This window comes from Pseudoalteromonas sp. OFAV1 (assembly GCF_021532595.1).
Lineage (GTDB): Bacteria > Pseudomonadota > Gammaproteobacteria > Enterobacterales > Alteromonadaceae > Pseudoalteromonas > Pseudoalteromonas lipolytica_C.
This window is the reverse complement of the sequence record NZ_JAKGBG010000047.1, coordinates 14,868-36,122: the sequence shown is the minus strand read 5'-3', so window position 1 is coordinate 36,122 and position 21,255 is coordinate 14,868. Positions and strand designations below refer to the sequence as shown.

The window sequence follows — 21,255 nt, the reverse complement described above, 5'->3', positions numbered from 1 at the left end:
AGTGAACCTTTGGCTAAGTGATGGGCGACTACCTTTGTCTTTCTAAGCTGCCTGTGAGGCAGTGAACAAGTATGTTTGTCATATTAAACCCATCCTAATTTTCTAAGCTGCCTGTGAGGCAGTGAACGAAAATAAGCTTAACCGTTTTACCGCCTTTAATTTCTAAGCTGCCTGTGAGGCAGTGAACTCACAGAAATTGAAAGTGGCATTTTCTCGGTTTTTCTAAGCTGCCTGTGAGGCAGTGAACATGCTGTTATGTTTTACCTTAGCATAGGGTTGTTTCTAAGCTGCCTGTGAGGCAGTGAACTACTTGATGAATGGACACATAAACGTTACAGAATTTCTAAGCTGCCTGTGAGGCAGTGAACAAGGACGATGCAACTCTGCGCGCAGAAGCCAATTTCTAAGCTGCCTGTGAGGCAGTGAACTCTAAGTCAGTGTTTAACTCAATACTCAATTGTTTCTAAGCTGCCTGTGAGGCAGTGAACAACGGCCCGGGCGACGTGAAAGCTTTCCTTAATTTCTAAGCTGCCTGTGAGGCAGTGAACTCATGGCAACCTAACACCCCGTTAGCTGATGATTTCTAAGCTGCCTGTGAGGCAGTGAACGTGGAAGAGGTGCTAATTTTAGAGGTTCATCATTTCTAAGCTGCCTGTGAGGCAGTGAACAAGCACTAGAGTAGAGTGCTTATTCTTCTAAATTTCTAAGCTGCCTGTGAGGCAGTGAACGCATTTCGACCCGCTGAATCAACAACATCATGTTTCTAAGCTGCCTGTGAGGCAGTGAACTTGTCTCTAGCCTTAGCACGTGCGTACTCGTTTTTCTAAGCTGCCTGTGAGGCAGTGAACTTAAAGTGTCAAGTAAGATTGATTGGTCTATGTTTCTAAGCTGCCTGTGAGGCAGTGAACAGTTGTCTCTAACAATCCCGTTTATACCTGTATTTCTAAGCTGCCTGTGAGGCAGTGAACAATGCTCTCTTCTTTTTTGTTCTTTAGCGATATTTCTAAGCTGCCTGTGAGGCAGTGAACGTAAGAATTTACAATGAAATTCCGACCCTTAATTTCTAAGCTGCCTGTGAGGCAGTGAACGCATAATTCTCCAACGGCCTGAATTTGTTCGTTTTCTAAGCTGCCTGTGAGGCAGTGAACCTATATCGCCAATTCAGAACCAAAGAAGAAATTTTCTAAGCTGCCTGTGAGGCAGTGAACAAGAGGTTTTTATAGCCTCTGGCATTCGTGTTTTTCTAAGCTGCCTGTGAGGCAGTGAACTTCTGTCTGCTTGACTACTCTATTGTACTCACTTTCTAAGCTGCCTGTGAGGCAGTGAACGGCAGTGATGCGTCAGAAAAGTCATCTGCAAATTTCTAAGCTGCCTGTGAGGCAGTGAACGATTCAATCCAAATGGCAGAGCAGCTATCGCATTTCTAAGCTGCCTGTGAGGCAGTGAACCATTGCTCTAGGTTAGGTTTGTTTAAGTATGATTTCTAAGCTGCCTGTGAGGCAGTGAACGATGACTCATACAATGAAGCGCTTAGCGTGGATTTCTAAGCTGCCTGTGAGGCAGTGAACCATTTACTGCAGAGTCAGTCAGCATACTAAACTTTCTAAGCTGCCTGTGAGGCAGTGAACTTAAATCAACAAATCCGCTTGTAGAGCCTGCTTTTCTAAGCTGCCTGTGAGGCAGTGAACTTCAAGGAACTAAGCCAACGAAATTAAATCTTTTTCTAAGCTGCCTGTGAGGCAGTGAACTTGGTCTTACATTACTAGACAATACTTTTAATTTTCTAAGCTGCCTGTGAGGCAGTGAACAATTTACAAAAAACGTAAGTGTAAAGGGGCTGTTTCTAAGCTGCCTGTGAGGCAGTGAACGTCGAAGGTGTACCGAGCGAACGAGTCGTACCTTTCTAAGCTGCCTGTGAGGCAGTGAACCCCAAGCATGGGAAGCTGTCAGGGACCTTTGATTTCTAAGCTGCCTGTGAGGCAGTGAACTGTTATCTGATGTGTTAGCTCGATACGCATTAGTTTCTAAGCTGCCTGTGAGGCAGTGAACACTTTAACTACAATATGCTCAAAGCCGACTGATTTCTAAGCTGCCTGTGAGGCAGTGAACTTTAGCGCTCTTGTGAGCTTTAGTTAATGCTTTTTCTAAGCTGCCTGTGAGGCAGTGAACATACTGTTTTTTGTCGATGACTTCGATGGAACTTTCTAAGCTGCCTGTGAGGCAGTGAACTGTAATGTCATATGATTACATGAAGCGAGCAGTTTCTAAGCTGCCTGTGAGGCAGTGAACGTGAGGACGCTCAAAAAAGCGAGCTTTATTGCTTTCTAAGCTGCCTGTGAGGCAGTGAACTCAACGAAACAACAATGAGCAAAGCAGCTATTTTTCTAAGCTGCCTGTGAGGCAGTGAACTGGCAGTATGCGTTATAACTTCTTGCGTGTCTTTTCTAAGCTGCCTGTGAGGCAGTGAACGTTATGCGCAAGACGAATACCTTGATTATATATTTCTAAGCTGCCTGTGAGGCAGTGAACACTGTTTTAGCGCTTAATGATTCTTCCACAGTTTTCTAAGCTGCCTGTGAGGCAGTGAACTAAACGCCGATATTTTCGCCTATATAATCAAGTTTCTAAGCTGCCTGTGAGGCAGTGAACAAAAACAAAAATCAGTAGGTGGTTAAATGATATTTCTAAGCTGCCTGTGAGGCAGTGAACTTTCATACGTTTTGTGTCCGTCTTGGCGTGTCTTTCTAAGCTGCCTGTGAGGCAGTGAACGGTAAGTATTTAGCAGCTAAATTATTGACTGATTTCTAAGCTGCCTGTGAGGCAGTGAACTTTCTCGGTGAATACTTTCGTAACATCAACGATTTCTAAGCTGCCTGTGAGGCAGTGAACAAGCAAAGAGCTAAGAACGCGCAAAAACAACATTTCTAAGCTGCCTGTGAGGCAGTGAACACCGACCGAAACAGGCAGATCAATATTGTGCTTTTCTAAGCTGCCTGTGAGGCAGTGAACGTCGATCCGTTAACTGTACATGTGGCTGTTACTTTCTAAGCTGCCTGTGAGGCAGTGAACGCCGAGTTGAAACGAGCCGAGTTGATTTAATGTTTCTAAGCTGCCTGTGAGGCAGTGAACTTAACCTCATTGTTTGCGGATCCAGTTGGTAATTTCTAAGCTGCCTGTGAGGCAGTGAACACGTACATCGTTTCGTTAGCTTCACACCATGCTTTCTAAGCTGCCTGTGAGGCAGTGAACATCATTTCCCACACGCCATAACCAATGCCGGTTTTCTAAGCTGCCTGTGAGGCAGTGAACATATAACTTATACGCACAGCAAGCTGTGTATAATTTCTAAGCTGCCTGTGAGGCAGTGAACACGTGGCATATTCAAAGACGCAATGGCAGATATTTCTAAGCTGCCTGTGAGGCAGTGAACTTGTCATCATTACCCCTGCTTATAGTTGCCTTTTTCTAAGCTGCCTGTGAGGCAGTGAACGCAAGGGTGTTGCTTGGTATTTTTTCGCCGCTTTTCTAAGCTGCCTGTGAGGCAGTGAACCCTTTAGGTGTTTTTGAGATATTCCCTGTTGCTTTCTAAGCTGCCTGTGAGGCAGTGAACAATAAACTAAATCAAAAAAGATAAGTTGCAACATTAAGTTAGGTTAAAATACTCATTTTTACCTTTTCAAAAACTCAATACTGCAACTCATTGTATATATTACTAATTTTTAAAGAGCAAAAATAAAGGGGAAAAATACCTCTTATTTGACTTAAAAGTGAGGCACGCAGCCAATGCTATTCCCTTTGTTAGCTTTATTGTTTAATCCATAGCAATCAAACACCCCTTGTTTTTGCGCCTCAATTGTTTGTTTTTGAATAAACAATGGAAACTTGCTGTGTTTTTCAGGTGTTCTCTCCTTAGTTTGCTGACTATGTAAGAAGATGAAAGGAAGCTTACTCAATGAAGTTGGTTTGCTTTTTTCAAGATCAAACAAACACTCATCTAACGTTTTGCCACTTCTAGCCGACCATAATTCAGCCTTTTCTTGCATCTTACGCTCAATACGCTCAGGGGATTTAACATGCTGGCGAGTAAAACTCACCCATGTTACTTCTTCTGGTACTGGTTTTATGGTTTTTACATGGCAGTAGTCTTCAAGACGAGTTAACCATTTATTTATGGATAGCTTTTCTAATTGTGCTTGCTCTTTTGCAAACAAACGCAGCTTATTGCCAAGCGGAAAGCCTTTTTGACCATAATCAGGAAAGCCAACGGCGACCTCAGATTGGTTAGGTGCAACCTTGTTTTCAACAAGTGCAATATGCACTTGTTGAAATACGTTTTGCCAAATAAAGCCAAGTGATATTTCGGCCTCTGGCAGCAAGGTGATTTCTTGGTAGTAGTTCATCGCAACTCCTTATTCACCAAACACACCACCACGGATCAGCATGGCCATTACATAGTGTTGTTGCTCCATTTCGGGCGCTTTACCTTTCAGTAACCAAGCATCTAATAAGTTGTAAAAGTCGGTTTTTTCTTTTGGCTGGCGATATGCCGCACCACGGTTAGTTACCGAACCATAAGGTTCAACCGCAATTGCACCAATTTCATCAGCTTGTGGATGCCAAGTATCAATGGTACGGAGTGCATTGCCAATTTTTTGTGAGTGCATTGCTGCTTGCCCGTCAAGTTGATATAGAAACTTACTTTTATCTCCTTTACCACCACCCATGACTAACTCTTGTGACGGGAACACCGCTTGACCTTGACCTAATTGGCTATAAGCCTCAACTTTGATAAACGCGTGTTGCTCAATCAAGCCTTGTTGAATAATTTGTGCCAACTCATTAAGCTGCTCTTTGTCATCAAAGGCTTTTAAACTGAACTCATAGCTATCAAAACTAAATTGCTTTTCACCGACGCTAACAACCACTTTAATTTGCTCTGCGCCAACACGGTTGCGCCATAAAAAACGCCCATTTGCGATGTTATTTGCATAGCGCTTTGACAACTCTTTGAACTCAGTGTCTATTTGGTACTGTTTGACAATATCGCCCAGCGCGGCTTGATAAGCAGGGTCATTACAAGTTGATGGTACATGTAAATCACTCAATACTCTTAATGTAAATACAAGTTTAAGTGTATCGCAATCATGGGGTAACGCGGCTACATCTACAGTTTGCAAGTTCGCCTTCGATACTTCAGCATCTAGTTTTGCGGGGTCATTTGCCGTTGCAGCTTTTAATCTGTTAGAAATAGTGCCTCTAACCGCCTTTTCACCAACTAAGATAGGTTGCCAAGTATCTGCCTCTAAATTACCTGCAAACATTAGCGCATCCGAAGGAATTAGTTTTGCTTCAAAAGCCAAAACTGAAGGAGTTTTTAGTTTTACGTCTGCCATGGTTAAATCTCCATATTTTTAATAACTATCTGGGTTAAATACTGCTTCGCTGTCGATGAAGTCAGGTTCAATAATGGGTTGTTTATATTCATTTGTGGTCGCGATGTACCACGGATGATTATCGGTGTAGCGCCAAAGTGCTGTTTCGATGTGAAGAAGGCGATGTACACTTTGCCACTCCCCCACACTGTAAGCAGTTTCTGCAAAGGTCACTGGAACGGTGTTGTCTCGCACATTAGCAACCTTACCAGCTTCAAACAAAGGTGAAATTGCACAAAAGCCTGAGGCAATTGGTACTAAATAGCCTGCATTCGGCTTTGGTACGTATTCCCAATTGGCGTTGACTATTGCCTGTTCTGTCTCAACATTATCTTCTACTTGTTGATGTTCATTTGGGTTTGCACGATAAGTTAATGTTGCAAAATCACACCAAGCATCGAATAAACACGCATCGTCTTGTTCAGCTTTTAGCTGTTCAAAATGCGCTGAAAGATATTCGTTACGGTCCATAAGCACAAAGCCAGGCATTAAACGTCGCAATGCATAAGCTTGTTGCTCTTCGGTATTTAACAGTTCACAGGCTTCATACCCGAGTATTTGGCCACCAGCCAGTCTTAACGTAGGGATCAATCGCTTTAAATGCGCTTTAAGTTCTGTTTCTGTCAGAGTGTCACCTGCTACCAGCCCTTTTAATTCAATTAATAAAGAGAGTTGCATGTTCATGCGGCCTTCTTCATTAATTGGGGCTGTTTTACCTTGGTGTGTAAGTGGGTTACGGGTTAATGCAAACACATAATCACCCCACCCTTTAGGCTGGCGCGCATGCACCTGATTTTTGTGGCTGATAACCACCACGCCACCTAAATTAACCTTTAAACTTGCAGGTAATTTTCTTGAAAGAGCATGAGCAAAGCCTAAAAAGTTGGTAATTGCTGGAAAGCCATAAGTGAGCCCTGCAATAGCATTGGCATTTTGTACATTAAGCTTTTTAATTAATATATATTGGCTCATTTTACAGATCTCCCAACTTTGGCGTGTGCCGCTCAAACGCTTTGAGTTGCTGCAAACACAGCTTTTTAAAGTAGCTATGCTCGTTATCTCCTAACAAGTAAGCGTCTTTATTTTCTAATTTTCTTAAAAGCCATGTAGCGAAATCGTGTGCAACTTCTTCTTGCCATTCGTTTTTTTCGCGATCAGTTTGAAACGCAGCATTATCATTAAAAACATCAAGCCATAGGCAATGTGCTTTTTTCATTTTGACGTCTGTCTCAGTTGCCCAGCCTGATAATTCAGTTTGGTTTTGCAATAAAGCGACACGTTCAAATAAAGTGTCCAAGATGGGTTGTGTATACCAAAAGTCACGCTTATAACGGGTTTTAAAGTTTCGGTCACTCTCTTTTAAGCTTGCTAAAAACGCCCTAAATTCTTTGACATTTTGTGCTGTTAAATAACTAAATTCACGATTAAAAAAGCTAGTCTGATTTGAAGGTGCTTTAATTTGCGCTTGATAGCTTGGCGGAGCACAACTAAGCAAAAAGCATTTACTACCACGCTCACTTTTACTGTTTAAAAGTGAAATATTTTGTGGTTGTGAACCACCAAAGTTTTGTAACGCGGTTTCAACAAAACTTACTGATTCTTGCGAGTGATAATGCCCTTTTTTACGCGCCTCTTTTATCGCTTTTGCTTCTTCACCAAAACGCGTTTGAGTTACTGCATTATGAAGCTTTTGGGCCAACGCTGATGATGTAAGCGGAATCAATAGATGATAGGCATGACCTTTACTGTTACTTTGCGATACAGGGTAATAAAGTTGCTTACTTAAGGTATGCCCAGCCAACTTTGCGTCGCCCAATGCTTCTTTAAAGCCTGCTTGCCACTCATTTAACACCTGCTCATCATCTGTAAAGGCGTTAAGTGCCTTGAAATGGCCTGACTGCAATTGCGTTACCAAGCTTTCACCTGCAACTTCAATTTTTAACAATTTAGCGACATCATGCACTGCTGCATTACCAACGGCATCAATAGCCTTTTCTTTTAAACTAGCGGTCGTTAAATAGCTGCTGTTTATTTCATGCTGAGTAACTAGCATGCTGCTGGCTTTGGAATCGCTATGAGTATATTTAGGCGCATGGGTTGCCAAGCTAATTTGCTTAGCGCGTTTTGCTGCATCGGTTAACCAAATAGCTGGTTTAAACGCAGCTTCTATTGGCGCGGCTTGTTCTGCATAATCGGCTTTGGCCTGTGATATGGCAACAGGATCGTCGCTTTTATCGAGCACTTTATTTAAGGCTTTTAAAAGTGGCTCGAGCTTAGTTTGCTTGCGCTGCTCGATATAATCAGCAATGGCATCGCTCAAGGTATTGTCCATTCGTCTTCCTTAGTTGTTATATTCTGATAAATTCCCAATTGAGAGTGCCAACTCCAAGTAATAGATTGATCATTCTGTTCGGCACGTAAGTTGACTTCGCCTAATTGCTCGCTGGCTCTTTGTAAGGATAAATTAAGTGCATCGGCGTAATGCTGATAAACACCCATAACACTGTGTGCAAACCACCAATGGCAACCAGCTGCCAAAGCTGTGTTATCTTGCGAGAAACGAGTTTGTTTGCTTACATAACAATAAGGTTTTCTGCTGGTATCGAGTTGGCTCCAGCAAAGACTTTCGTCTTCAACGCGTAAAATAAATGCTTCTTGTGGTTGCGATTGCCTAAACTCAGTTTGGCGAATAAATTCGGCGTTCCAATTCGCGTCATACGATTTGCTTGAGCGCCACCATAGGTTGGCTTCTTTGTAGTTACGGTATAGTGGCAACTTGTACTTTTCGCCCATTGTTTTTTCTAAAGTAAAACGCAGGGCACGATGCTCTTGTACTAAAAAACTCGTTGTTTTATTCGCTTGTGTTTCTTTACTTTGGGGATCGAACATAAAGTCACTCCCCTTAAATTCGGGCTCAACTATTCGAGATATCGCAGAAATATTGTCAATCTCAGTGCTGAGCAAGTTTTTAAGGTTATGATCACTTAACGGCAATGCTTTGCTTTCAAAGCCGGGTTTACAATAAGCCGAATTTTCACCCTTAAGGGCCCGAATATTCTGCTCTAATACATACAAATTACTGTCACTTGGCACTTGCTGGCGATGGCGCTGAATACGGCCAGCTAGTTGAATTAATGAGCGCATTGAGCTTGGTTCAGCAATCGCCCAGTCGTAATCATGATCACGACCTACTTCGACGACCGATGTACCTATCACTACAAATATTAAGTTATTTGCCTTACAAGTTTTCAACGCTTGTTTAATTTCTGACAGTTGCCAAAGGGCGTTTTCATCATGCCTTGATAATATATTGTCGAGGCGGGTTTCTTTATAAGAGCGCAGCGCCAATGGGTATTGTGAGTGATATACACAATAAAACACTTCATGGTCTGGCATAGCTGATATGGCAAACAGTGCCTTCGCCGTCGCAACCATTGGATTAATATTCGCCATTCTCACCACACCAAGCGACACTTTCTTACCGCAAGGGCTTTGAGTGTGATGATTGGCATGAAGTTTAAAAACATTATTGTAAATTGTGCGCGCAACTTGCTGATAAACGGTGTCAGCTTGTTCAAATTCGATTGGCGCAATTTGGCCTTTTCTCAATACATGCTGTCGTTTTTGTAATTTTTTAATTCGCTTTTTGACATATGTGTTGTGCTGTTCGAGGTAATTCTCTTTATTACTAATTTCTTTAGTAACACTCGAAAACTCGTCGACCCACGCACACACCACTGTGTTATTTTGATTATCACCAAACTGCGCTTGATTAAAGTGTTCTCTACCACTTTGATAAGCGTCAAATAACGTTTTAATCAGCGCCGGTGGCAAAGTGGCCGAAGACAGTAATACGCGAGAGCCCAGCATACCTGCCCAGTTCACCAAACGGCATAATGCCGGTAAATCTTCTAAGCCAAAGTCATCGGGTTCGTCGAGCACCAAATCAGAGGTGAGCAAACGCAACATGGGTGCTATTTGCTTACCTCCGCGCTTACTTTCGGTGGCTGGCATTAAATGGTCTATGGTACTGACAACCACTGGGGCACTGACTAACTGCTCTAATTTAGGGCTGCTACTTAACCAATGTTTTAATCGCCCGTCGTAGATTTGGCCTTGGTAACGGACGTATAAATCAGCTAATAAATCATCGGCAGATTCACTGCCAGAGCCCATAATTTCTTGTTCTTTGCTTAACTGATGCAGCGTTTTCACGGCTTGAGAGCCAACCAGTACGCCTAATTCATCTTCACCTAACTTTAAAAGATCTCTGTACGCATCACCTGTTTGCATCGTAAGCGTTCTTAAACCTAGTGCAACTGAAAATCGACACCCCTCTCTTTCATCTGCAAGTGCGTACATAATACGGGCGTTAGCAATGGTCTTACCGCAGCCTGTTGATGCCATGTTCACTCCAAAAAAACCTTGCTTCTCAGTTGTTTTGGCGATTGTTTTCATTTCGCTAAACGCTTTATCTTGCCAGCGGTACTTGGTCTGTGCAGTATTTTTAGTAAACAGCCTATGTTGCGTAATCGCAGGCAACGTAAACTTAAGCGCTGGTAGGTTTTGAATAAAACGCTGGGCATTTGCAGCAACACCAATGTTGTGTTCATCAAGTTGCTGCTTGGCTTGTGCTTTATTTGAATTTGCCGTTTTATCTGTATTGGCAATAGGTTGATATTTTGGATCGCGCCAAGCTGATTTGCACTTTTCAACGGGTAATGATGAATAATAGTGATCGGCCAACATGAGACTCATTCGCGCAATATGAGCTACAAAACTTTGGCCTAACCAGTCAGTAGTCATTGCACTCACTGCCGGATTTTTTAAAGCCCTTGTCGCAAGCTTTTGTGCCTTATTTTGCCATGTTCTACTTAGTAGAGGAGTACCAAATTCAAACTGCCAGTTATGCGTAATCGCTTCTTCACTATAAGTACTTTTTTCAAGTGCATTAGCTGAATTCCAATGACTGGAAGCACAAGTATTTAACCATTGTTCCATTTGGTCAATCCTTGCCACCTTACTGTGATCTAATGGCAATCGGTGATGCGACACCACTAACCAAGCCACCAGCTTTGCCATTGGCGATAAATGCTCAAACACACGCTGTTGTTTTTCGTGATCTTTACACATATTGGTGAGCATGAATTGCTCTAGTTCAATTGCTTTGCTTTGAGAGAGCATTGCTAGTTCTGAAAGCCAATCTTCATCTGATTTATGTTTTACAAGTGCTTCAAACAACCTAAGCGATACCCACTCGTGGCGATAAGGCTCGCCCTTTTGCTTAGTTTTACCCTCCAATTTGGCCTGAAATAAGGCATTAGCTTTACCAAAATCGTGGAATAACCCCGCAATGCTTGTTGCCAGTAAAATGATTTCATTCAACTGCCAGCCTTGCTCCCACTCTTTATGTTCAAGATTGAGCGAAGTTCTATTAACTGGCACTACGCCTTCCAAATTAAACTTATTTTTATTGCCAACTACCCATAAAAATTGGCTTCGGGCTCGGCTTCGGATCCAATGGCAGCTAACGGCGGTGCTGCGGCTGGCGGTTTTGCGTAGCATTTTTTTAACCGTATCGAGGCCTTCTTGAGTGATCACGGTTTGCCACGTGTTGTCGCCAATACGGTTGGCAAAGGCATCAAGCACGCGCCTTGTCTTTTTAAGGGCGTTTTTTTCACATTGAGATACAAAGGTGACCATCATAAGGGAGCACCCTGTTGGCTTGCGTCAATCACCGCAATTTGCTCTTCGCTTAAGGCGGCTGCTTTGACTGTATCAAACATATAATCGAGTGCTTTGTGGTCGGTAAAAGCTTGCAAAATTTGCTGGCGAAATTCTTGCTCAGTGGCATTTTCTTTGGCACAAATAAATGCCCAAGGCAGTACCAATGCATCTTTGATTAAGTCAGCAATATCAAAAACTAAAGCACCGCGCCGTGTTTTACCATGCATAACAGCAAAACCATGAGGAATGCCAAGCACCCAAAGCGTGCATGCAGCTAAGCCATACGCTAAGTAATTACCATGATTTAAAAAATCATTCGCTTTGCCTATATCAACTTTGCTTGTTGATTGATGCTGACGCTTAAAACCATCTGCTTGTGTTGTATTTGCAGCATATTTATACAGCACTTTTGTAAGCTGAGCTTCAGTGAGAAGCAGTTCTTGTGAGTTTGTGGCTTTTTCTGTTCGTGTAAAAAAGGTGTCGAGCGCACTTTGAATAGATTTATCTTCAAAATTAAAGCCCTCTCCTTTTAGATCTCGATCTTTTTGCCAAACTTGTTTTAAAAAGTCGATACGTGCATTTTGAAAGGTTTTAGCAGCGGCCAAACGTTTACTGTCATCGAACCAAAAGCCCATCCAACCTTGAAGATATTCAGTTGGTCGATACTCATTTTGTGGTGTAAACCACTCTATTTCACAGCCCATATAAAGTGGTGTAGCACCGCCACCACAAAAGCCAACTAACACGCCTGCTTGCGCTAGCATTCGCATAGCAGCTTGGGTTATGGAAGTGCCATTACCGAGTAAAATAACCGTGGTGTTCGCGATGGGTATATTGAAATAAAGATTTTCTTTAGTGGCTTCGGTTAGGTAAAGTACGCGACCATCTTTTTGCATCACTCGGCAATATTCCAAGTAATATAAGTTGGCGCGCTTGGAATGCAATATAGCTTGTAAATCGCTAGGGCTAAAATCATCCATTATTTCAATCCGTTAAATCCTTTCACCTTTAAGATTACAAATAGATGCATTGAATGCAACTATTCGTGATGATTTTTTATTAAATAAAGATAGCAATTAATTTTTTTAATCTTCCATAAAGTAATCGCTATCGAGCGCTTTTACTTCAAATACATGTTTGGTGCTTACACCTAGATTATGAGTAAGCATGAGCTCGGTTAGTTGTGAGCCATCCACCAGCACGATGCGTTTTTCTATCATGCCTATATATTCAGTGGCATCTTTACTAAAGGTGCTGGTGGTTATGAAAACGCCCTTTTTAGCGCGGTGCATATCAAGCGCACCTGCAAAGGCTTGAATGTCTGGGCGACCAACTGTTTTATTCGTATAACGCTTGGCTTGCAAGTATATCATTTCAAGACCAAGTTTATCTTCTTTGATTACACCATCAATACCACCATCTTGCGTGTATTGAGTGGCTTGACCTGCATCTTTTCGAGAACCGCCGTAACCCATAGCAAGCATTAAATCGACCACTAGGTTTTCAAAGAACACTGGGGATGCTGCTAATATAGCCTTTAGTATTTCGTCACTTAGGTTGGTGTTAAGAGTATCTACTGCAGCTTCGATAAGCTCTTCAGGGGTTTTATCAGAGTTATTACTTACTATACTTGTAGTGTCTACTTTTGTAGGCTCGTTTACGAGTTTAGACCGTGTTTTAAAATCAAGGAAAGCATCGAACTTACTTAAATATTGGTTATTGATTGGCTCGCCTGACTCTATTGCAGCTAACCCTTGTTGCGTGATTTTACAAAAAGCCCTTTTTGGCTGCTCAATTAACCCTGCTTGCACTAAGTAAGTTTTAGCCCAACCCAAGCGGTGATAGGCATAAGTTTGTTTTCCACTTGGAATACGCAGCCTTAATTGCTCTGCAGAAAGGCCAAGCTTCCTATAAACTTCTGCATCAATTTCATTAAGCTTAACTGTTTTACCATTACTTAAACATTCTAGTAACGGAGACATAAAAGATTGGTAATCAGGGAGAGCCATAATTATTCCTTGTTTTAAAAGGCAATTCCATTTTCTTATGGCTGATGATAACGAAGCTAGAAAAATGAATCAAAGCTTAACGGTAGATTTCAAACTTCTTAAAGAGAGATTTTATTGCTTCAACAGAAATACATTGAACTGAAAGTGATCGATCACGTAGTTGATCACTTTTAATTAAAATTACAAAAAACCATAATTATCAACAATTTAATTTATCTAGAAATATTTCTTTGATTGTTTGGTTGATAGATCGGTAGCTTCTACAAAAGCTAAAAGCATATTATTCATCAGTTGCTTTCGTACCCTAAAGCCCCCTAATTCTTAAGCATTCGCTTTAAACTAAATTTTAAACACCCCTTTGTATCTAAGGTAGTACCCCCAAAAACAGTCAGTTAGCCTATGATTGTTCAATAAATCAAATTCTTTAACACTATCTAATTGTTCTAAGCACAAAGCTCTATATTCAAATGAGCTAAGAGTCTTATCTAGAGGCACTCCATAATGAACCTTAGCTCTTCCTCCGTGTTTCAGAGCATTTCTATTACCTTTTGGAGCCCCAGCACCAACCCTCTTACCGCCCCTAGCCATACAAGAATCTCCTTAAACATATCTTAAACGACTAGAAGAGTAATTCTTAGTAAACTGAGAAACTCTCCTCTTTGTGTGCTTTTTGGCTAAATAGCTTAGCCTGTAAATTGTACACTTTAGATTTTCTAAGAAGTCATCTTGGTTAATGAATAGCCTTAAGAAGCAATTATTCGGTATTGATAATACTCCACCTAGGGAAGTTTCTTGCCATTTTTGCTTCAGAAATTCTATAAACAGCTTTGGATGCCTGATTTTGTGCCCATTAAGAAAATAAGCTAAATGGTAGTGTTGCTTATTAGATTTTCCTTGCTCTCTGACCCAAACATAGCCAAATTGATCATACTTTTCTTTAATCCAGATACTCGATGCTTTAAAGAAATTACTAATAATAGAATTGCTTTTGTCCTTTTCTTTTACGTGTAAATCAATTCTCACAAACAGTACCTTAGTTGTTTTGATTAGCATGGCATCGAGTTGCCTTGTTGCACGATCAAGTATTTTTTCATGATACCCATGTTCAAATTTCATAATATCGAATTCAATAAAACATGAATTTGATATTTCAGAGTAGTACTTTTCAAATCCATATTTTTCTTTTAACTCTTCAATGTACTTAACTTGCGTCATTAAAAACCCTAAATAATATAAAGAACCTAATGTAATAAGTAACTTAAACCCATAAGTGCAGCTTGTTTGAGCTCTAGAAACTCAAAAAAAAGCCTTAATAGTTAAAAATTAGTTCTATTACGTTCTAAATTAGCCATTAGATTGAAGAAAAGTTTGTAGGTCACATAAACACCATACACTCAATGAATGCCTTATTCTTATAGGGTTTGGTAGAGCTTCATCCCTCACTAATTTATCAAACCGGTAAGTAGATAAGTTTAAGTGTTGCTTCACTTTAAGTGTGTTGACGAATATAAACTCTCGAGGTATGTCGACTCCTCTATGATCAATAAACTTCATGCCCCTACTCTCGTGTCTATCCAATTAATTACATCTTTATAACGCCATCCCATTGCACGCCCACATCTAGCTAACTTTACACTTTTTGGAAACTCGTCTTTTGCTTGAAGATCATAGAGCATCGTTCTTGAGAGCCCCGTAAGAATTAATACCTCTTTCAACCTTAGGATACGGTTTTGATCGTTTAACAAATCATTTAAATGCATTTCTGCTCCTGTTTACTTTTTTGTTCGTTAGGGATCCAAGATGTTCCTTAACGTCTGAGGATATTTTGTAGGAAGAAAACAATGCATTAAATGGAGTTTTCATATGAAAACTCCATTTAATTTAAGTTGAAATACTGGTAATTCCTCTTAAAGATAAGAACCTTTAGTAGTGAAGTAGTGATTCGATCCTGCAAGTAAGTATTTGTAAAAATGAGGGAGGCGCGCTTTCTATAAGTTGTGGGGGAGATGCTGTAAAGTAATTCAGAATTAAATAATTTACAAAAATGCCCAATGTCAGATTATAGCTAAGGAATTTGCTTTATAAGCTCATTATTGTTAGCCCCTTTAGCTAAAACTCAGCTGACTTTCAATGTATTATCGTTTATCCTCACTTATGAATATTTGTTCAATAACATGGAATAAATACAGTTAACTACTCGACAAATTATTTTTTAAAAGGTGAATTAAAGTGAAGATTCAAATATCAGTGTTTGGTGTAATTTTTGCGGTCGTTTCTATTTTGGTAGCAAAATTTGTTACAAGTGCCGTGGCTCCATTTTTACAAAAAACATTAGATTTAACTCAAAAACAAGAACAATGGATATTTTTACTACTAGTATGGGCTATCGGATATTGGGGTCATGCGCTTAAAAATTTAGTTGGAACATTTATTAGCAATCAAAAATCGAAAAAAGCTAATACTACGGAACAAGAGATTTAATCCAACTGAACACAATATACCGTTTTAATATGTGCCCTCGCAGCTATAGAAAAATACGGGCAACTGTTGAAGCTTAGCTATTCAGGATTGTGCTAAGCTTCATTCAATTAATACTGTTTCAAATTTGTAACCTAAGAGCCATAGCTTCAAAAACGTCTGAGCTTATGCCGTATTCCTAAATAAATTAAAAACAACCTCTGCAAGTTCATTTTTTTGTAAGCTTGACAAGCTTTTAATAACTCTATGATTTTTATTCTCAATTGAATCTCTAATACCAAACTCATGGAAGTATGAGCGGAGTTTACTTGAAAAAACTAACTCTGCTTCTGGGTCTAACTGATTCATCAAAAATTTTTTTGCAAGAGCACTTAACATTAAGTCACTCAATATTTTATGTGTTAACTTACTCTTTAATGAGTGAAAAATCCTACTGTTAGAGAGCTCTTCTGCCACCGCTAGAAGCAGCGTTAATCTTTTATCTTCTTGTGGCACTGGATAACCATATACTTCACTCATTTCATATTGTGAAAGATCACCGTACAGCAAAAGACAGAAATCAGTTGAATCTTTTTTTAAAAATGAAAGCACTAACTGCCTTTGCTCTATTTGGATATTACTTTTCCTACCCTTTTCATTCTTCAAACCTAAATAATTTGCTAGCTTGGAGGTGGCTTTGTGTTCAGAAATAATTTGGCTTTGATCGAGTGTTGCCCTTAAAAATAAATCTATTGCAGATAAGATAGCCCAATCATCAAAACCTGAAAACTTAGTTTGACCTACTACAGATCCATGCAGCTCTCGAGCTGTTTGTAGGTACAAAGTTGTCTTAAGAGCATTTAACTTAGCAACCTTATTGATTTTAGCCTCCATACTTTTCTGATATCTAAGCTTATTTGAATATCTCGCGAAAGCATTAAACTCACCTATGAGCTCACCTAAAGAAATTAGGTCAATGGCATTTGGTGCTTCTTTATTTTCAAGAGTATTCAATAAGGCATCTATTTTTCTATAAATGTCAGCTGGGAGAAAACCTAATGACTGATTCAAGTCAGTGAAAGCAATATCTAAGCTCTTTGCTGATGTCTTTAAAGAAAGCTTTAAAGTCCTTAATACATCATCTAATTTAGCTGATGTTAAACTCTCATCACTAATTAATAGATTTGGTGTCATTAAATTATTGTTATCTAACATGCGCTTTGACCTTGGCTTCATTAATAAAATCACTCCACCAGCTCATGAGCTCCCTTCTATGCTCAACATACTCAGCTCTATTGTATGCAGCTCTAACTTCATTGGTTTCCTTATGGGCTAGACATGCTTCAATCAAATCCGAATCAAACTTCATAGATTCATTTAATGTGGTACTAGCCAAAGCTCTTAAGCCATGTGCTACAAGCTGTCCTTTGAATCCCATACGCTTAATCGCCGCATTAGCGGATTGTGTATTCATGTGAGTTCGAGGGTTTCTATCTGCAGGGAATATATATTGCCTATGACCACTTACAGGCTTCAATAATTCTAATAATCTCAATGTCGATGGTGTTAAAGGTATCTTGTGACTTCGTTTCATTTTCATTTTTTCTGCAGGTATAACCCACAATTGATTTTCAAAATCAATTTCTCCCCATTCAGCTGTTGCAGCTTCGTTAGGCCTCACCATAGTGTGCAGCTGCCACTCAATTAAACATCTAGTTGTAAACTTTATACTAGCCCTTGAGAGGGCTTCCATAAATTCAGGTAGCCTATTTGACTCAATTGTTAGCATTGGGGTCTTTACAGGTTTAAGAAATGCGTCTCTAATTCCTGCTAAGGGATTATGATTAACAACACCTGTGTTTAATGCGAAAATCATTATTTCATTTAATCTTTGACATAGTCTTTTAACAGTTTCGAGTGACCCCTTATTAGCAATAGGATCGATAACTTGAATTACTAGATTTGGAGTTAGACTACTCAGCGGAACATCACCTAAAGTTGGTAAAATATGCCTTTCAAGTGAATTCCATACATCAGAAGCATAAGCCTCAGTGACTTTCGTTCTTTTTAATTTGAACCAATTTCCTGCAACCAGTCTAAGCGTATTTTTCCGAACGAGTGATTCTTGAAGGTATTGCTGTTCTCTAAATTCTTTAGGGTCAATTTCATCAGCTAATAAAGCTCTGGCTTCTTCTCTTTTCTTACGAGCTGCAGCAAGGGTAATGTGAGGATACTTCCCAAACGAGAGATTGGTTCTTTTTTTTGTATATGGTTTATAGTACTTAAAAATCCATGTTTTAGTACCACTTGGTTTTATTAGTAATTGAAGTCCACTCCCATCTGATAAAGCGTATTCTTTCTCTCTAGGTTTAGCTTGTTTAATTTGTGTATCATTTAAAGGTTTTACTATTCTAGCCATAATATTTAATAGCACTAAACCTCTAACCTTAAATATTCAGGCCTTTAGCTGTTTAGTACCAGACTTTTCCTACGATAGGTGCATGTGGTACTAAGAATAGTACTAAAAAGGCTGGATATAATGAAACCCCCTAGGATGTAATAAGCAATAAAAAACCCGCAAGCCTATGTGACTAGCGGGTTTCCTGTATTTGCTCGGATGTTACCGAACTATCATTTGGTGGAGCTGGGGGGATTTGAACCCCCGTCCGAAAAGCCTCGACCTTTGGTACTACATGCTTAGTATCGTCTTTTAGTTAACCTTTACAGCTCGGACGAACACGATCTGCAAAGGCGAGGCCGCTTAGTTTTAGCCCTTCAACCCCGGCCAGGGTTTCCGCAGCGAGTCTGTGTAGGGTGACACTTCAGAACCGGGTCCACAGACATACACCGGAGAAGTGCTAGCGGGCTATTATGCCGCTAGAGCGTAGTTATCGTCGTTTGCGATTACTTTAAATTGCGGCTTTTTTACGAGGCCAACCGCACCTCGACATGCACCTCGGGCGTCTTGAATTCCGTCGAATCCTAATCAGCCCCTGAATTTGGTATCTCATTCAGAGTGTGCAAGCAGTATAACTGAGTAAGTCGTTTTTACTCAAGGCATTAATGAGGTTATTTTTGCTAAGTCCCTTTGAATGCTGAAATTTCAAACAGGAAATATCAGTTTTTATACATATTTTTACATTTAATGCATACATTATCTTAACATAGTACAAAAGTTGTGCTGAAATGGGGGTTGTTGTTACCTCTACTATAAAAATCCTGTAGCAACACATAACTATAATAACAAGCCGTATTTTACAGGACTTACTAAATGTCGATGTTTACCTTCGATAAGCAAAGTGGTGATGTCTCTTTGCAAGAACACCCACGAGATGCAGGTTTTCCTATCAATAGTGCACAATTGATAGAAGCGATTGAACAATCGCCTTATGCTAATTTTGAGTTAGTAGATGCCAATATCGGCAAGCTATTCACGCCAAGTAGCCATTACCAAACTCAGTCTTTGATTGTTGCTAAAGCTGTAGATGCACAGTTAAAAATTAGCATTGATGAAAAAAACATGGTGGTTGAAGCAAGTATAACAACTGCCCGCGGTGGAAAAATTATCAGCATGGACTGTGCTAAAGCAATGCTGGCTGAAGCCGGTGTTGTAAAAGGTATTAGTATCCGAGCGCTTGATACATTTTTAGGGCAACAATTTAAACAGCCCCCCGGCGCCCATTACTCCGCTATTATTGCACATGGCAGAATGCCCAAAGAAGGCACTGATGCTAAATTCGTGCGTTTATGCTCAACAGCACAAGACCGCGTATTAAGCCCACAAGAAACCACTGGCGGTAAAGTGGATATGCGCAACTTAGGTGCCATTATCACAGTTAAGCCTGGGACGCCGTTAATGCAGCGAGTTCCTGCAACCGGTGGAGAAGATGGCTTTACTGTATTTGGTGATGTTTTACCCGCTAAACCCGGAAAAGATCTCCCTCTTGAACCATTCGAAGGCACACGAATTGACCCAGCTAATAGCAATATGCTGATCGCGGATGCTAAAGGGGTGCCTGTTGCCCTACCCCGTGGTATGCGTGTTGATGATGTATTGTGTTTTCATCATGTTGATGTAAGTACAGGTCATGTTGAGTTTGATGGCAGTGTTATTATCAGTGGTGATATTAAAGATGGTATGTTCGTTAAAGCAACGGGCGATATTACAGTATTAGGTTTTGTCGAATCTGCGACTATTGAAAGCAAGAGCGAAGTGACAATTATGCTAGGTGCGATTGGTCGTAAACGTGATAATGCAGATTCCTTTACTTGCAATATTACCGCCGAGCGCACTATTTCTGTTGGTTATGCTCAATATTGCCACATTAAAACACAGCAAGATCTGTTTATAGAGCGCCAAGCATTGCACTGTGATTTAAGTGCTAGACGACTTATTCGTGTAGGCAAAGCGAACAATCCTCGCGGTAAAATTATTGGTGGCAATATTTTAGATGCTATGCGAATTGAAACAGGCGAGCTTGGTGCGCCATCAGGCACCAAAACTCGTGTTTTTATAGCGCAGTACTGGCATGATTTACGCCAAAAACAGCAGCAAATTAATGACTTTGAAAAGTTATTAGCGACAAAAGCCGCAGCTCTACAGCAAGCACGAAAAAAGGCCAGTAAAATACCAGACCCAGCCCAGCGTGCGCATTACATTAATAAGATCACCGCCAGTGAGCAGCAAATTAAGTTAAAAACGGCCAGTACGAAAAAGAAAAAGCATTTGGTCAAACTAAAAATTTCACGATTACTAGCAACAAGCAGGCTTAAAGTAAATGAGTTGATGCACCCAGGGGTGGAGCTTAAGATTGCGCAAGAGAGTAAACAGTTTTCACGTATCTACCCTCCTAATATGCTGCGCTATGTTGAAGGAAAAATTACTCAGTCGTTTTAGCGGCTGAGTCTTGTTCTTCTTCAGTTACTTCGGTTTCTGGTAGCGGCCAACCACCAAGTTGCTGCCAGCGATTAACGATCAAACAAAATAGCTCGGCGGTGCGTTCGGTATCATAAAGCGCTGAGTGAGCTTGTTTGTTATCAAACTCAATGCCAGCAGCTCTACATGCTTTGGCTAAAACGGTTTGCCCTAACGCAAGCCCTGCAAGTGAAGTGGTATCAAAGCTAACAAATGGATGAAATGGTGTACGCTTAATTTTACAACGCTCAATCGCTGCATTTAGAAAGCCATGATCAAACGCTGCGTTATGTGCTACAACCACTGAACGCTGACAACCTGCTGCTTTTTGTGCCTTGCGCACAACTTTACAGATCTCTTTAATCGCTTCTTCTTCTGGTACAGCACCACGTAAAGCTGAAAACGGATCAATACCATTAAACTCAATAGCCGCTTGCTCGATATTCGCGCCTTCAAATGGCTCAACATGAAAATGAACTGTGTGATCAATACTTAACACACCGTGTTCATCCATTTTTAATACAGATGCGGCAATTTCTAATAGCGCATCGGTGTCTTTATTAAAGCCTGCAGTTTCAACATCAATCACAACAGGAAAAAAGCCACGAAAGCGTTTTGCGAAAAGAGTTTGTTCAGTATTTTCCATAGTCTTCTTGGTTTGCCAGTGTAAGCTGGCTATTATGTCAAAAACCACGGCTGCTCTGCTAGGGGTAAT

The 21,255-nt window shown here is 40.5% G+C and carries 15 protein-coding genes, 1 other RNA gene and 1 CRISPR repeat array; of the genes, 2 read left to right on the top strand and 14 right to left on the bottom strand.

Features of this window, described 5'->3' with window-relative positions; all coding sequences use genetic code 11:
- Positions 1–39: 39 nt before the first annotated feature.
- A CRISPR array of direct repeats spans positions 40–3,610; the repeat unit is 28 nt; unit sequence TTTCTAAGCTGCCTGTGAGGCAGTGAAC.
- 151 nt (positions 3,611–3,761) lie between these two features.
- The 10 genes from cas6f to L1267_RS19375 form a co-directional block, all read right to left on the bottom strand.
- Entirely contained in the window at positions 3,762–4,400 is a 639-nt protein-coding gene (gene cas6f / locus L1267_RS19420) for a type I-F CRISPR-associated endoribonuclease Cas6/Csy4 (RefSeq protein ID WP_235383860.1), read from the bottom strand.
- Positions 4,401–4,409: 9 nt separating this feature from the next.
- Positions 4,410–5,393 carry a type I-F CRISPR-associated protein Csy3 gene (csy3, locus tag L1267_RS19415; protein WP_235383859.1) on the bottom strand — a complete coding sequence of 328 codons (984 nt, stop codon included), beginning with the start codon at positions 5,391–5,393 and terminating at the stop codon, positions 4,410–4,412.
- Positions 5,394–5,411: 18 nt separating this feature from the next.
- The gene (gene csy2, locus L1267_RS19410; RefSeq protein WP_235383858.1) at positions 5,412–6,404 is read right to left on the bottom strand and encodes a type I-F CRISPR-associated protein Csy2; all 993 of its coding nucleotides are present in this window, start codon (positions 6,402–6,404) and stop codon (positions 5,412–5,414) included.
- Between the two features lies 1 nt (position 6,405).
- Positions 6,406–7,764: a type I-F CRISPR-associated protein Csy1 gene (csy1, locus tag L1267_RS19405; RefSeq protein ID WP_235383857.1), complete on the bottom strand. Its 1,359-nt coding sequence runs from the start codon at positions 7,762–7,764 to the stop codon at positions 6,406–6,408.
- Positions 7,749–11,138, bottom strand: coding sequence for a type I-F CRISPR-associated helicase Cas3f (gene cas3f / locus L1267_RS19400; RefSeq protein WP_235383856.1), 3,390 nt, complete (start codon positions 11,136–11,138; stop codon positions 7,749–7,751). The genes csy1 and cas3f overlap by 16 nt, the downstream gene beginning before the upstream one ends.
- Positions 11,135–12,139, bottom strand: coding sequence for a type I-F CRISPR-associated endonuclease Cas1f (cas1f, locus tag L1267_RS19395; protein WP_235383855.1), 1,005 nt, complete (start codon positions 12,137–12,139; stop codon positions 11,135–11,137). Before cas1f ends, cas3f begins: the two co-directional genes overlap by 4 nt.
- A 105-nt stretch (positions 12,140–12,244) precedes the next feature.
- Positions 12,245–13,168: a restriction endonuclease gene (locus tag L1267_RS19390; RefSeq protein ID WP_235383854.1), complete on the bottom strand. Its 924-nt coding sequence runs from the start codon at positions 13,166–13,168 to the stop codon at positions 12,245–12,247.
- 339 nt (positions 13,169–13,507) lie between these two features.
- Complete coding sequence (locus tag L1267_RS19385; protein WP_235383853.1) at positions 13,508–13,756, bottom strand: hypothetical protein; 249 nt, start codon at positions 13,754–13,756, stop codon at positions 13,508–13,510.
- A gap of 12 nt (positions 13,757–13,768) precedes the next feature.
- The gene (locus L1267_RS19380; protein WP_235383852.1) at positions 13,769–14,383 is read right to left on the bottom strand and encodes a YagK/YfjJ domain-containing protein; all 615 of its coding nucleotides are present in this window, start codon (positions 14,381–14,383) and stop codon (positions 13,769–13,771) included.
- Between the two features lie 335 nt (positions 14,384–14,718).
- Positions 14,719–14,928 carry a helix-turn-helix transcriptional regulator gene (locus tag L1267_RS19375; RefSeq protein WP_235383851.1) on the bottom strand — a complete coding sequence of 70 codons (210 nt, stop codon included), beginning with the start codon at positions 14,926–14,928 and terminating at the stop codon, positions 14,719–14,721.
- A 469-nt stretch (positions 14,929–15,397) separates the two neighbouring features.
- Here L1267_RS19375 and L1267_RS19370 point away from each other — a divergent pair, with 469 nt between their 5' ends.
- On the top strand, positions 15,398–15,649 hold the full coding sequence (locus L1267_RS19370; protein WP_235383850.1) for a hypothetical protein: 252 nt from the start codon (positions 15,398–15,400) through the stop codon (positions 15,647–15,649).
- Positions 15,650–15,811: 162 nt separating this feature from the next.
- On the opposite strand, the gene L1267_RS19365 is transcribed toward L1267_RS19370, so the two are convergent.
- The 3 genes from L1267_RS19365 to ssrA form a co-directional block, all read right to left on the bottom strand.
- Entirely contained in the window at positions 15,812–16,840 is a 1,029-nt protein-coding gene (locus tag L1267_RS19365) for a hypothetical protein (protein ID WP_235383849.1), read from the bottom strand.
- Positions 16,830–18,044: an integrase domain-containing protein gene (locus L1267_RS19360; RefSeq protein WP_235383848.1), complete on the bottom strand. Its 1,215-nt coding sequence runs from the start codon at positions 18,042–18,044 to the stop codon at positions 16,830–16,832. Before L1267_RS19360 ends, L1267_RS19365 begins: the two co-directional genes overlap by 11 nt.
- A 217-nt stretch (positions 18,045–18,261) precedes the next feature.
- Positions 18,262–18,619, bottom strand: a transfer-messenger RNA (tmRNA) gene (gene ssrA, locus L1267_RS19355).
- A 277-nt stretch (positions 18,620–18,896) separates the two neighbouring features.
- Between ssrA and L1267_RS19350 the strand changes: the two genes are divergently transcribed.
- Positions 18,897–20,522: a FapA family protein gene (locus L1267_RS19350; protein WP_235383847.1), complete on the top strand. Its 1,626-nt coding sequence runs from the start codon at positions 18,897–18,899 to the stop codon at positions 20,520–20,522.
- Here the strand turns inward: L1267_RS19350 and rnt are convergent.
- A complete protein-coding gene (rnt, locus tag L1267_RS19345) occupies positions 20,506–21,186 on the bottom strand; it encodes a ribonuclease T (protein ID WP_135924092.1) in 681 nt (226 codons plus the stop codon). The genes L1267_RS19350 and rnt overlap by 17 nt on opposite strands.
- Positions 21,187–21,255: the final 69 nt, after the last annotated feature.